Origin of the sequence: Pararhizobium sp. O133 (assembly GCF_051669845.1) — a bacterium.
In the GTDB taxonomy this organism is placed as follows: domain Bacteria; phylum Pseudomonadota; class Alphaproteobacteria; order Rhizobiales; family Rhizobiaceae; genus Pararhizobium.
In genome coordinates, this window is record NZ_CP196426.1 from 1,057,491 (window position 1) to 1,070,055 (window position 12,565).

12 protein-coding genes are annotated in these 12,565 nt (G+C 63.2%); 8 read left to right on the plus strand and 4 right to left on the minus strand.

All coding sequences use genetic code 11. The features are described from left to right. Positions 1-182: 182 nt before the first annotated feature. The gene (gene ung / locus ACST81_RS04885; RefSeq protein WP_438751723.1) at positions 183-878 is read left to right on the plus strand and encodes a uracil-DNA glycosylase; all 696 of its coding nucleotides are present in this window, start codon (positions 183-185) and stop codon (positions 876-878) included. Between the two features lie 5 nt (positions 879-883). Here ung and ACST81_RS04890 read toward each other — a convergent pair whose 3' ends face one another. The 3 genes from ACST81_RS04890 to ACST81_RS04900 form a co-directional block, all read right to left on the minus strand. Next, entirely contained in the window at positions 884-1,792 is a 909-nt protein-coding gene (locus ACST81_RS04890; protein ID WP_438753381.1) for a DMT family transporter, read from the minus strand. A 119-nt stretch (positions 1,793-1,911) separates the two neighbouring features. Next, positions 1,912-3,225, minus strand: coding sequence for an HlyD family type I secretion periplasmic adaptor subunit (locus ACST81_RS04895; RefSeq protein WP_438753382.1), 1,314 nt, complete (start codon positions 3,223-3,225; stop codon positions 1,912-1,914). A gap of 11 nt (positions 3,226-3,236) precedes the next feature. Next, positions 3,237-5,006, minus strand: coding sequence for a type I secretion system permease/ATPase (locus tag ACST81_RS04900; RefSeq protein WP_438751724.1), 1,770 nt, complete (start codon positions 5,004-5,006; stop codon positions 3,237-3,239). Between the two features lie 366 nt (positions 5,007-5,372). On the opposite strand from ACST81_RS04900, the gene cobF reads away from it, so the two are divergent. From cobF to ACST81_RS04925, 5 genes are all read left to right on the plus strand, one after another. Then, positions 5,373-6,143 carry a precorrin-6A synthase (deacetylating) gene (cobF, locus tag ACST81_RS04905; RefSeq protein WP_438751725.1) on the plus strand — a complete coding sequence of 257 codons (771 nt, stop codon included), beginning with the start codon at positions 5,373-5,375 and terminating at the stop codon, positions 6,141-6,143. A gap of 149 nt (positions 6,144-6,292) precedes the next feature. Next, positions 6,293-7,669 (plus strand): precorrin-3B synthase, encoded by a 1,377-nt coding sequence (gene cobG / locus ACST81_RS04910; protein ID WP_438751726.1) that lies wholly within the window; start codon positions 6,293-6,295, stop codon positions 7,667-7,669. 2 nt (positions 7,670-7,671) lie between these two features. Next, positions 7,672-8,304, plus strand: a complete 633-nt coding sequence (locus ACST81_RS04915; RefSeq protein WP_438751727.1) for a precorrin-8X methylmutase — start codon at positions 7,672-7,674, stop codon at positions 8,302-8,304. Further along, positions 8,301-9,038 (plus strand): precorrin-2 C(20)-methyltransferase, encoded by a 738-nt coding sequence (locus ACST81_RS04920; protein ID WP_438751728.1) that lies wholly within the window; start codon positions 8,301-8,303, stop codon positions 9,036-9,038. Before ACST81_RS04915 ends, ACST81_RS04920 begins: the two co-directional genes overlap by 4 nt. Beyond that, positions 9,035-9,799: a precorrin-3B C(17)-methyltransferase gene (locus ACST81_RS04925; protein WP_438751729.1), complete on the plus strand. Its 765-nt coding sequence runs from the start codon at positions 9,035-9,037 to the stop codon at positions 9,797-9,799. Before ACST81_RS04920 ends, ACST81_RS04925 begins: the two co-directional genes overlap by 4 nt. Here ACST81_RS04925 and ACST81_RS04930 read toward each other — a convergent pair. Then, the gene (locus ACST81_RS04930; protein WP_438751730.1) at positions 9,763-10,533 is read right to left on the minus strand and encodes a cobalt-precorrin-6A reductase; all 771 of its coding nucleotides are present in this window, start codon (positions 10,531-10,533) and stop codon (positions 9,763-9,765) included. The genes ACST81_RS04925 and ACST81_RS04930 overlap by 37 nt on opposite strands. Between ACST81_RS04930 and cbiE the strand changes: the two genes are divergently transcribed. Then, a complete protein-coding gene (gene cbiE, locus ACST81_RS04935; RefSeq protein ID WP_438751731.1) occupies positions 10,532-11,773 on the plus strand; it encodes a precorrin-6y C5,15-methyltransferase (decarboxylating) subunit CbiE in 1,242 nt (413 codons plus the stop codon). The two genes, ACST81_RS04930 and cbiE, sit on opposite strands and share 2 nt — an antisense overlap. 25 nt (positions 11,774-11,798) lie before the next feature. After that, positions 11,799-12,563, plus strand: a complete 765-nt coding sequence (cobM, locus tag ACST81_RS04940; protein ID WP_438751732.1) for a precorrin-4 C(11)-methyltransferase — start codon at positions 11,799-11,801, stop codon at positions 12,561-12,563. The last annotated feature ends 2 nt before the right edge of the window (positions 12,564-12,565 follow it).

Consider the following 12,565-nt stretch of genomic DNA (forward strand, 5'->3'; position numbering starts at 1 on the left):
GACCCCCATCGGCTTCGAGATATTCCTCTAGATATAACGGTGTATCGCAATTGGCCAGCGCTATATTCGACAAAATATATTGAAACTCATTCACTGCCATTCCGGCATTGCCGCTTGCCATGCGATGTCCCGGCGTTAAATTCGGTCTCCGATGAGGATCGAATGAAGGATTGCGCCGCACCATGGAATCGACTGTCAAAATCGAGGAAAGCTGGAGGGCGGCGCTTGCATCGGAATTTTCCAGCCCTTACATGGCGGCGCTGAAGCAATTCCTTCTCGACGAGAAGCACAATGGCAAGCAGATTTTCCCGAAAGGCACCGAGTATTTTCGCGCGCTCGACCTGACGCCGCTCGACAAGGTGCGTGTAGTGATCCTGGGCCAGGATCCGTATCATGGCGACGGCCAGGCGCATGGCCTGTCCTTCAGCGTCAAACCTGGTGTGCGCACGCCGCCATCGCTGGTCAATATCTACAAGGAATTGCAGAGCGATCTCGGCATTGCGCCCGCCCGCCACGGTTTTCTTGAAAATTGGGCAAAACAGGGCGTGTTGCTGCTCAACAGTGTGCTGACCGTCGAGCGTTCCATGGCCGCCTCGCATCAGGGCAAGGGCTGGGAAAAATTCACCGATGCGATCATCCGTGCGATCAACGAACAGGAACATCCCGTCGTCTTCATCCTATGGGGCTCATATGCGCAGAAAAAAGCTGGTTTCGTCGACCAGTCCCGCCATCTCGTCATCCGCTCGCCGCATCCCTCGCCGCTCTCGGCGCACAATGGCTTCTTCGGCAGCAAGCCGTTTTCCAAGGCCAACGATTTCCTGATTTCGCAGGGACGCAAGCCGATCGACTGGGCCTTGCCGGCCAATCCGGATGCCTGAGGAAATCAGGTCAGCGTCTGTGATGAAGGTGGCTCGGGCTTGCGGGCATCGCGTCGGGCGACGACGCTTTCGCGCCAGACGGTGAATATCCCGGCCCCGACGACGATGACCGAACCGGCGATCATGTTGAGGTTCAGCGTTTCGCCGAAGATGGAGACGCCGATGATCGAGGCGAAGACCAGTTGCAGATAGGTCAGTGGCTGGACCTCGGAGGCATCCATCAGTTCATAGGCCTTGATGAGCGCGAAATGGCTGCTTGTTCCTGTGATGCAGAGCATCAGCATCCAGCCCCAATCCCCCGGCGCGAGCATGGTCCAATAGAAGGGGCCGACCAGGGTGATCGCCACGGCGCCGGCCACACCGGTGTAGAAGAAGCTGGTCATCGAGGAATCGTCGCGGCTGACCAGCCGTGTCGAAATGACGTAGACCGCGAACATCACGGCGCATGTGATCGGGATCAGGAATTTGGTGTCAAAGGCGCTGTCATCCGGCTTCAGGATCAGAAGCACGCCCAGAAGCCCGACGATGATCGCCGTCCACCGTCGCCAGCCGACGCGTTCGCCCAGAAGCGGCATGGCGAGCAGTGCCACGAAAAGCGGCCCAGCGGAAAAGATCGCCTGCGAGTGGGCAAGCCCGACCGTGGAGAAGGAAGTGATGACGACGACGATCTGCACCGCCAGCAGGATGCCGCGCAGGACCTGGAGTACCGGCCGTTTGGTCCTGACCGCTGCGGCAAGGCCCCCGCGCGAGCGGGCAGCGAGAACGATGGCAAAGCTTGCAAACGCCCAGTACCGGATCATGGTAATGAAAATCGGCGGGTAGAGGCTGCCAAGATGTTTGGAAATGGCGTCCTGTATCGAGAAAATCACGAGGGCCGTGAAGACGAAGATATAGCCGGTGCGCTTGGAGGTCATGAAGCGGTCATACACCCGCACCGCAAGCATGCCACGATATTTCCGCAGTGCAGCAGCCTTTGTTGCCGGCAGGCGTTTTCCGGCAACAGGCGCTGAATGCCGCGCGTGTTGCCGCTATATCAATCCTCGCGGAAGGTACGCGCCATCTGCTCGGTCAGTGGCTTCGCCAGATAGGAGATCACGGTGCGGTCGGCGATCTTGATATAGACTTCCGCCGGCATGCCCGGATAGAGCGACATGCCCTTCAGTGCCGCCAGGCTCTCCGGCTTCGGCTTGATACGCAGCGGATAGTAGCTGACGCCGGTACGCTGGTCGGTAACGAGGTCCGGTGCGATGGTCACCACCTCGGCTTCGACGATCGGCGTCGTGCGCTGGTTGAAGGCGCTGAAGCGGATTTCGACCGGCTGGCCGAGGCGAATCTGGTCGATGTCGTGGGTTGCGACCTTGGCTTCCACCGTCAGAGTGTCGGCGCCGGGAACGACCAGCATCAGCACCTCGCCCGGATTGATGACGCCATTCACGGTGTGCACGGCCAGCTGGTAGACACGGCCATCCAGTGGCGCGCGGATGTCGATGCGCTTCAGCTGGTCCATGGCGGCGACGCGGCGGTCCTCATATTCGGCGATCTTGCCTTCGACGTCGGTCAGCTCCTTGGCGTTCTCGGTGCGACGGTCCTCGTCGAGCTGCAGAATCTGCAGATCGATTTCGCTGGACTTGCCGGCTGATTGCGCGCGCGCCGCAATGCGGGCGCCACGATCACCTTCGAGCTGGGCGCGGTCTCGCTTCAGCTCGGTCAGGCGCTGCATGGAGACGAGGCCCTGGCCATAGAGCTTGTCGAGACCGGTTAGTTCTTCGCCGATCAGCTTCAGTGCATCCTCGATGGCGTTCAATTGGACAGTGAGGCCCTTGGCCTCGTCGGCCAACTGCTCCTTGCGGGAGGCGAGCTGGCTCTTCATGCCCACAAGTGCATTCCTGCGGCTGAGGAACAATGTGCGCTCGCTCTTTTCCAGGACCGCGCCGGGGGTGCTGGTTCCGGATGTCAGCTCGGTCAAATCCTCCGGGATCGTGAAATCCTCGGCGCCGAGCTGTTCGGCCAGCAGGCGGGCGCGGCGGGCATAGAGCTGTGCCAGCGTGTTCTGCACGATCGACAGGTTGGCGCGAACGGTAGTGCCGTCGAGCTTGATCAGGATCTGGCCCGCCTTGACGCTGTCGCCTTCCTTGACCAGGACCTCGCCGACAATGCCGCCGGTCAGGTGCTGGATCTTCTTGACATTGTTTTCCACCACGACGGTACCGCCGGCGACGACCGCACTCGACAGTTCCGTGGTTGCCGCCCAGCCGCCGACACCGACGACCAGCGCGATGGCGAGAACGGAAACGGCGGTGATGTGCCTGCCAAGCGAATGACGCGAACTCAACGGCTTTTCTTCCATGGAGAGATTGGTCACGATGCGGACTCCTGTCCTTCGCTCACGATTTTAAGCGGCGCCGGGCTTGTCACTTGCGGCTGGCGGTTTTCCTTGCGCAGGATCTGCGCCAGGACCTCTTCCTTCGGACCGAAAGCCTGCATGCGTCCTTCGTTCATCATCAGCACCATATCGACGGCGGCGAGCGCGCTCGGACGATGCGCGATGACGATCACCATGCCGTTGCGGTTTCGGACGCTCATGATCGCTTCGCTGAGAGCCTGTTCGCCTTCGGCGTCGAGGTTTGAGTTCGGTTCGTCGAGAACGACGAGGAAGGGGTCTCCGTAGAGCGCCCGGGCAAGGGCCACGCGTTGGCGCTGACCGGCGGAAAGCGCGGCGCCACCGTCGCCGATTTCCGTCTCGTAACCGTTCGGCAGCTTGAGGATCAGGTCGTTGACCCGGGCGGCGCGGGCGGCTTCGACGATGCTGTCCGACGAGGCGTTCTCGGTAAAGCGGGCAATGTTCTGCGCCACGGTGCCGGCGAAGAGCTCGACGTCCTGCGGCAGGTAGCCGATATGGCGGCCGAGGCGGTCGCTGTCCCATTGGTCGAGCGCCGCGCCATCCAGGCGGACGGAGCCTCTGAATGACGGCCAGATCCCAATCAGGGCGCGGGCGAGCGAGGACTTCCCGGAGGCACTCGGGCCGATGATGCCGAGCGCGCTGCCGGCCTTGAGTGTGAAGTTGACGTCGGCGAAGGTCAGGCGCTGGGCGCCGGGAGGGCCGCCGGCAAGCGCTTCGGCGGTCAGCCGATCCCTGGGGGCCGGTAGTTCCAGCGGTGCCGAGCGCTCCGGCAGGGCTTTTAGCAAATCCTTGAGACGCGCCCAGCTCTGGCGGCAGGCGACATAGCCGCGCCAGTTACCGATGGCCAGTTCAACCGGCGCCAATGCCCGGGCGGTGAGAATCGAGCCGGCGATGATAATGCCTGGCGAGGCCACGCCCTCGATCACCAGAACGGCACCGGTTGCAAGCACGGCGGACTGCAGCGCCATGCGGAAGACCTTCGACAGGGCGCCGTAGCCATTGCCAACGTCGGAGGTCGTGCGGTTCTGTTCGCGGTAGTTGTTGTTGCGCAGATCCCAGAGCTGCGACATGCGGCCGAGCATGCCCATGGCCTGCATGACCTCGGCATTGCGCTGCGAGGCCTGGGCGAAGGCATTTCGGTGGTTGCCGGCTTCCGACGCGCGCTTCGACGGTCCCTGGGTGCCGCGATTGGTGAGGAATGTCAGCGCGATCAGGATGATCGAGCCGACGACCGCGACATAGCCGATCATCGGATGGAAGGCGAAGCAGATGAGGAGGTAGAAGGGCAGCCATGGCAGGTCGAAGAAGGCGGCCGGACCGGTGCCCGACAGGAACGAGCGGACCTGGTCGAAATCGCGCAGCGCCTGCAGGCCGTCGCCTTGGGTGCGCAGCTTCAGCGGAGCCTGGACGACGGAGCGATAGATGCGCGCGCTCATGGCTTCGTCGAGCGCGCCGGCGATGCGCACCAGCATGCGTCCGCGCACCATTTCGAAGGCTCCCTGGAATGCATAGAGAAGCAATGCAAGGGCGCAGAGCGCGATCAGTGAGGGAATGCTGCGGCTCGGCAGGACCCGGTCATAGACCTCCAGCATGAAGAAGGAGCCGGTCAGGTAAAGGATGTTGACCAGGGCACTGGCGATGAAAACGCCAATGAAGGCGGCCTTGCATCGCCACAGCGCTTCTGCCGGATCGGATGCGCTTATCTTGCTGTTTGAACTGTTCGTCACTGTAGAGGCCCTCGCGAGACGCGTTTCGTCTCAAATGCACCGTCGTGCGATAATTTCTAAAGCCGGCATTACCTGGGGGTCTGTCACCTGGGAAACATGCTGTTTGCGCTCCCGTTTCCGGGTTCCGCGCCTATATAAATGAAGTTTGCGACCTCATAGTGGAAAGCCCTAATTATTGCCACGGTTTCTTTTCCGAGTCCTAAAAATATTTATTGTGCTTAATCGGTTACTTGGCCACTCCAGTCTAGCGCCAGATGCCGGCCAGCGGCGCGACCGGCCGCAAATGCGCCGTGCCGGAAATCGGCCACTCTTGCATCCGTTGCGGCAATCGGCCAAAGACGCGGAAAGATCCGAGAAAGCCGTGACATGAAGACCGTTCTGATCGTAGGCATAGGTGCCGGCAATCCCGAGCATATGACGGTGCAGGCGATCAATGCCCTGAACCAGGCCAACGTGCTTTTCATTCCCCGCAAGGGCGACGAGAAGGTGCAGCTTGCGGATGTCCGACGGACTATCGTGTCGCGTTACGTCACCCGCGCCGACAGCCGGACGGTGGAGTTTGATATTCCCGTTCGCCAGACGGCGGATCGTTCCTATCACCAAAGCGTCGATCAATGGCATGCCGCGATCGCCTCGGCTTACGAAAAATTGCTTTCCGAGGAGCTTGCCGAGGGAGAGACTGCTGCGTTTCTCGTCTGGGGCGATCCGATGCTCTATGACAGCACGATCCGCATCGTCGAGCGTGTCCGCGCGATGGAAACCGTGGCTTTCGACTATTCCGTCATTCCGGGCATCACCAGCGTCCAGGCATTGGCCGCAAGCCACCGCATTCCGCTCAATCTGGTCGGCAAGCCGGTGGAGATCACCACGGGCCGGCGCCTTGCAGAAAGTTTCCCGGGCCGGGTGGAGACCGCCGTGGTCATGCTCGACGGCGAGCAGGCCTTCATGGCAATCGAGGATCTGGATGCGCGGATCTATTGGGGCGCCTATCTCGGCACGGACCAGGAAATCGTCATTTCCGGGCGGCTGGCGGAGGTGAAGCAGGATATCCTGACGACCCGGGCAGAGGCGCGCGCGCGCCATGGCTGGATCATGGATATTTACCTCTTGCAGAAGGGCCGCGATTTCGAGGAGTAGCGGGCCATAGTGCGGCGTTTCGCGTCAGAGCTATTCGCAACGGGAGATGGCGGGTTGGTTTCTGCTGCTGTAGGATAGTCCGAGCGCGTGTCGGCAGTTCCCTGACGACGAAAGACCGCTTCCCGAAGAATAGAGAAATGCCGCCTGCAATGACGACCTGTATCGCGCCAGCCAAGAGCCGGACGGACGCCGCGCATCCAGCGTCGATGCGCCGTGGCGCCTGTCCGTCGCTGGCCACGCCGATGGTCACCGGCGACGGGCTTCTGGTGCGCCTGCGGCCGTCGGGCCAAGGTTTCAGCCTGCGCGAGTTGCGCGACGTGGCAGATGCAGCCTTCACCTGCGGCAATGGCATCCTGGAGGTTACCGCGCGTGGTAACCTGCAAATCCGCGGGCTGACGGACGAGACCGTGCCGGTCCTTGCCCGCATGATCGCGGATGCGGAAATAGAGATCTCGGAAGGTCTGGCGATCGAGACGCCACCGCTTGCCGGATTTGATCCTACAGAAATCGCCGATTCCCGGCCGCTGGTGAGCGGTCTCCGCGCGGCACTTTCTGCCCGGGGTTCCGCCTTGTCACTTGCGCCGAAACTCTCGGTCATCATCGACGGTGGCGGGCGGCTGCATCTCGGAGGCGTGACCGCTGACATTCGCGTTCATGCCATTCAAGCGAAGGACCGCATCCTGTGGCTGCTTTCCGTCGTGGGCACCGTGCTTTCGGGCCAGCCGGTTGCATTGTTCGACGCAGCGGCGGTCGTTCCAGCGATCATGGATATTCTCGATATCCTCGCCGCCATCGGCCCGTTCGCTCGGGCAAAAGAGCTGGATGTCGCTGTGTTGCGCGGTCGTTTTTCATCTGGTGACGATATACGTGGGTTGCCTTCAATCGCACCCGCTCCAAGCCCTGCCGGCATTCATGATTTTGACGAACATGGCGCTGTCCTAGGCGTCGGGCTGGCCTTTGGTCAGATTCATGCCGACAATCTCAAGGTATTTCTGGAAGCGCTCGATAGTCTCGGTGCGACGGACATTCGGCTTACTCCGGGCCACGGCATGCTGGTGATGGGGATCGGTCGCGACCGTATGGAGGCCGCACAGGCATTGGCGCTCGGACATGGGCTGCGCGCCTTTCCGGGCGATCCGCGCAACCATATCGCAGCATGTGCCGGATTTGGCGCCTGCGCCTCATCGCGGATCGATACGCGCGGCGTTGCCCGCATGCTGGTCGAGGCGGCGCGCTCTCTGCTCGATGGATCGATGACCGTGCATGTGTCCGGTTGCGCCAAGGGATGCGCCAGACCGTCCGCCGCGCCGCTGACGATCACGGCTTCGCCATTCGGGTATGGACTTGTCGTAAATGGCCCAGCCTCTGCCGCACCAAACGCATACATCGAAGAAAACAACATAAGAGCCGCGATCGAACGGCTCGACAAGCTGGTGCGCGAAGGCAAGCGGGCTGGCGAATCGGCCCGCTCCTGCCTTACACGGCTTGGAGCGGATGTGATCACGGCCGCGGTTCAACAGGGATAGAGATGCCTGAATACGATTATATCCGGGATGGCGACGCCATCTATGAGCGTTCATTTGCCATTATCCGCAGCGAAGCAGACCTGTCCCGCTTTTCCGAGGAAGAAGCCGATCTCGCCGTCCGCATGGTGCATGCCTGCGGGCTGGTCGATGCCGCCCGCTTCTTCGAGTTTTCGCCCGGTTTCGTCGCCGCCGCGCGGCAGGCTTTGAAGGGCGGAGCGCCGATCTTCTGCGACGCTTTCATGGTCTCGCACGGCATTACCCGCGCACGTCTTCCGGCCGACAATGACGTCATCTGCACGCTACGCGATCCGCGGACCCCCGACATCGCCCGGACGGTCGGCAATACCCGTTCGGCCGCGGCCTTGAAACTTTGGGTCGAGCGTCTGGCCGGCTCCGTTGTTGCCATCGGCAACGCCCCCACAGCCCTGTTCTTCCTGCTCGAAATGCTGCGCGATGGCGCCCCAAAACCCGCAGCGATCATCGGCATGCCCGTCGGCTTTGTCGGTGCGGCCGAATCCAAGGATGCGCTGGCCGAGAATTCCTATGGTGTGCCCTACGCCATCGTGCGTGGACGTTTGGGAGGCAGCGCCATGACCGCCGCCGCCGTCAATTCGCTGGCGAGGCCGGGTCTTTGAGCGCGGTATTGCAAGGAAAGCTGATCGGCGTCGGCACCGGCCCCGGTGATCCCGAGCTCCTGACCCTCAAGGCTGTGCGCGCGCTCGAGAAGGCCGACGTGCTCGCCTATTTCGCCAAGGAAGGCCGGCGCGGCAACGGTCGGGCCGTGGTCGATGGGCTGTTGAAACCGGGCCTCGTAGAACTGCCGCTCTATTATCCGGTCACCGTCGAGATCGACAAGGATCACGACGATTACAAGAGCCAGATCACCGGCTTCTACGACGCATCGGCCGCCGCTGTCGCCGAACATCTTGAGGCCGGACGCACGGTTGCTATCCTCAGCGAAGGCGATCCGATGTTCTACGGTTCCTACATGCATCTGCATGTGCGGCTGGCCGGACGGTTCCCGGTCGAGGTCATTCCCGGCATTACCGCCATGTCCGGCTGCTGGTCGCTGGCCGGTCTGCCGATCGTCCAGGGTGACGACGTGCTCTCCGTGCTTCCCGGCACGATGGCCGAGACGCAGCTGGTGCGCCGCCTTGGTGATACGGAAGCCGCCGTGATCATGAAGGTCGGCCGCAACCTGCCGAAGATTCGCCGCGCGCTGGCGGCTTCCGGCAAGCTGGACCGGGCCGTCTATGTCGAGCGCGGCACGATGGCGAACTCGGCGATGATCCCGCTGGCCGAGAAGGGTGACGATATCGCGCCCTATTTCTCGCTGGTGCTGGTTCCCGGCTGGAAGGACAGGCCATGAGCGGCACGCTTTACGTTATCGGCACCGGCCCCGGCGGCCCGCAGCAGATGACCCCTGAGGCGGTTGATGCCGTTTCGAAATCGACGGATTTCCTCGGTTACGGCCCCTATCTCGACCGGCTGTCGCTGCGGCCGGACCAGAACAGGATCGCCTCCGACAATCGCGAGGAACTCGACCGCGCGCAGGCGGCACTTGTGCGCGCAGCAGGCGGCGTCAATGTCTGCGTCGTCTCCGGTGGCGATCCCGGCGTCTTCGCCATGGCGGCTGCCGTCTGCGAGGCGATCGACAACGGACCGCAGGAATGGCGGGCGATTGACCTCGTCATCCTGCCGGGCGTCACCGCCATGCTTGCCGTCGCCGCCCGTATCGGCGCGCCGCTTGGCCATGATTTCTGCGCCATCTCGCTGTCGGACAATCTGAAGCCCTGGGATGTCATCACCCGCCGCTTGAGGCTGGTGGCCGAGGCGGGCTTGGTGATCGCGCTCTACAATCCGATCAGCAAGGCGCGTCCCTGGCAGCTCGGGGAAGCCTTCGCGCTTCTGCGCTCGGTGCTGCCGGCTGAAACTCCCGTCATTTTCGGCCGTGCCGCCGGGCGCCCCGACGAGCGCATGCTGGTCATGCCGCTCGGCACGGCGGATGCGCAGAAGGCCGACATGGCGACTTGCGTCATCATCGGCTCGCCGGAAACGCGGATCGTCCCGCGCCCCGGCAAGCCCGATCTGGTCTATACGCCACGCTTCATTTCAGGGGAGAAAAGGTGATCGACGAAGCCGAGCGCGTCTTCGACGGTATCCGCCGTGCTGATCTCGGCCGGTGGCCGGCGCTCGACCATGATTACTTCGATACCCAGTCGCCGCGCCGCCGCGATCTTGCCGTAAGTGGCCGCGCCGCCGCTGTTCTTGGCAACGATCACATCGACCATGTTTCTTTCCAGAAGTTCCCGCTCCGCCTCCTCCTCGAAGGGGCCGGTTGCGAGGATATAGCTGGCATCGGCAACAACGAGCGGCGGGGTGACAGGATCGACACTGCGGATGATATAGCGATGCTGTGGGGCGCCGTTGAAATGAAAGGCCTCCTGCCGGCCGATCGCAAGGAAGACATTGCGGGGCGCGGTGCCGAGCGCCGGAACGGCCTCGGCAATCGTGGGAACGCGGGTCCAGTGGTCGCCGGATTGCTGTTGCCAGACGGGACGGCGGAGCGCGAAAAAGGCGATGCCGGTCGCGCGCGCCGCGATCACCGCATTGTGGGATATCCGAGCGGCGAAGGGATGGGTCGCATCGATCAGAAGATCGAATTTTCCCTCGCTCAGGTAAGCGGCGAGACCGTCGCTGCCGCCGAAGCCGCCGCTGCGCACCGGAACCGGCTGCGCCATCGGTTCGGCCGTGCGACCGGCAAGCGACAGGAGCAGATCGCAATCCGCGCGCTGCGAGAGGGCGCCCGCCAATTGGCGGGCTTCCGTGGTGCCGCCGAGGATCAGGATACGGTGTCTGCGCATGGGTAACGGTCAGGCCTTTTCATCCGGCGGAAACGCGCCCTGGCTGACGATCATCGGCCTGGGCGAAGACGGTTTAGCGGGTCTCGGCGACGAGGCCAAGCATTGCATTGCCGAGGCAGCGATTGTCTTCGGCGGCGTCCGTCACCTTGAGCTTGCCGCCCCGCTGATCAAGGGCGAGAGACATGCCTGGCTGAGCCCCTTCGAGCGATCTGTCGAGGCCGTCGCCGCCGCGCGCGGCATGCCCGTCGTGGTGCTGGCATCGGGAGATCCCTTTTTCTTCGGCGTCGGTGTCACCCTGATGCGACGGATAGATCGATCCGAAATGCATGTTCTTCCCGCGCCATCCTCGTTCAGCCTTGCCGCTGCCCGCCTCGGCTGGGCGTTGCAGGATACGGTGATTGTTTCGCTGCATGGTCGGCCGCTGGATCTCATCCGCCCGCATCTGCAGCCGGGCAGCCGCATCCTCGCCCTGACCTCGGATGAAACCGGTCCGGCTGCGCTCGCGGCGCTTCTGTCGGACAGCGGCTTCGGCCAGTCCCGGCTAACGGTGCTGGAGGCGCTTGGCGGTCCGCAGGAACGGGTGACATCGCAGCATGCCTCCGAATTCTCGCTGACAGCGGTAAACTCTCTCAATGTCTGCGCCGTCGAAGTTGTCGCCGGAACCACGGCCCGCATTTTGCCGCTGGTGGCAGGGATCGACGATGGCCTGTTCGAACATGACGGTCAGATCACCAAGCGTGAAATCCGTGCGCTGACGCTGTCGGCACTCGCCCCCCGCCGTGGCGAGTTGCTCTGGGATATCGGCGCGGGCTCCGGCTCGATCGGCATCGAATGGATGCTGTGCGATCCGGCCATGCGGGCAATCGCCATCGAAGGTTCGCCGGAACGGGCGGAAAGGATCGGGCGCAACGCGGCCCAGTTCGGCGTTCCTGGGCTGACCGTCGTGCAGGGGACCGCGCCGGCTGCACTGGCCGGTTTGCCGCGTCCGGATGTCATCTTCATCGGCGGCGGCGGCAGCGAGGCGGGCGTGATGGAGGCCGCGATCGCCGCTTTGTGCTCGGGCGGACGTCTGGTCGCCAATGCCGTGACGACGGAAATGGAAGCGGTGCTGCTGTCGCATCATGCAAGGTTTGGCGGCTCGCTCACCCGTATCGATATTGCTCGGGCATCGCCGGTCGGCGCCATGATAGGCTGGCGTCCGGCCATGCCGGTGACGCAATGGTCATGGGTCAAGCCGTGACATCGGAATTTCAGAAGGAACGATCATGACCGTCCATTTCATCGGCGCCGGCCCCGGAGCCGCAGACCTGATCACAGTTCGCGGCCGCGATCTGATCGCGCGCTGCCCGGTCTGCCTCTATGCGGGCTCGATCGTGTCTCCCGAACTGCTGCAATATTGCCCGGAAGGTGCCCGCATCGTCGATACCGCGCCGATGTCGCTGGACGAGATCGAGGCGGAATATGTCAAGGCGGCTGAGGCCGGACAAGACGTTGCCCGGCTGCATTCGGGCGATCTCTCGGTCTGGAGCGCCGTTGCCGAGCAGATCCGCCGGCTGGAAAAGCATGGGCTGGATTATACGATGACCCCCGGCGTTCCCGCCTTTGCCGCCGCGGCATCCGCGCTCGGCCGTGAACTGACCATACCCGCCGTCGCCCAGAGCCTCGTGCTCACCCGGGTTTCCGGACGTGCCTCGCCGATGCCGAATGCCGAGACGCTGGCCGGGTTCGGGGCGACCGGCGCGACGCTGGCAATCCATCTGGCGATCCATGCGCTCGGCCAGGTGGTCGAGGACCTCACGCCGCTCTATGGTGCCGACTGCCCGGTCGCCATCGTCGTCAAGGCGTCGTGGCCGGATGAGCGCGTCGTGCGCGGCACGCTGGGCGATATCGAGGCCAGGGTGGCCGCCGAGCCGATCGAGCGCACCGCGCTGATCTTCGTCGGCCGGACGCTCGGAGCGACCGATTTTCGCGAGAGTTCGCTCTATGACGCCGCCTATCAGCGCCGGTTCCGGGGACGTGACGGACTTTAAAG

Coding starts and splice junctions, on each gene's coding strand:
- ung (WP_438751723.1), top strand. CDS start 183: ATGGAATCGACTGTCAAAATCGAGGAAAGCTGGAGGGCGGCGCTTGCA.
- ACST81_RS04915 (WP_438751727.1), top strand. CDS start 7,672: ATGCCTGAATACGATTATATCCGGGATGGCGACGCCATCTATGAGCGT.
- cobM (WP_438751732.1), top strand. CDS start 11,799: ATGACCGTCCATTTCATCGGCGCCGGCCCCGGAGCCGCAGACCTGATC.
- ACST81_RS04890 (WP_438753381.1), bottom strand. CDS start 1,792: ATGACCTCCAAGCGCACCGGCTATATCTTCGTCTTCACGGCCCTCGTG.
- cbiE (WP_438751731.1), top strand. CDS start 10,532: ATGGGTAACGGTCAGGCCTTTTCATCCGGCGGAAACGCGCCCTGGCTG.
- ACST81_RS04925 (WP_438751729.1), top strand. CDS start 9,035: ATGAGCGGCACGCTTTACGTTATCGGCACCGGCCCCGGCGGCCCGCAG.
- cobF (WP_438751725.1), top strand. CDS start 5,373: ATGAAGACCGTTCTGATCGTAGGCATAGGTGCCGGCAATCCCGAGCAT.
- cobG (WP_438751726.1), top strand. CDS start 6,293: ATGACGACCTGTATCGCGCCAGCCAAGAGCCGGACGGACGCCGCGCAT.
- ACST81_RS04895 (WP_438753382.1), bottom strand. CDS start 3,225: ATGGAAGAAAAGCCGTTGAGTTCGCGTCATTCGCTTGGCAGGCACATC.
- ACST81_RS04930 (WP_438751730.1), bottom strand. CDS start 10,533: ATGCGCAGACACCGTATCCTGATCCTCGGCGGCACCACGGAAGCCCGC.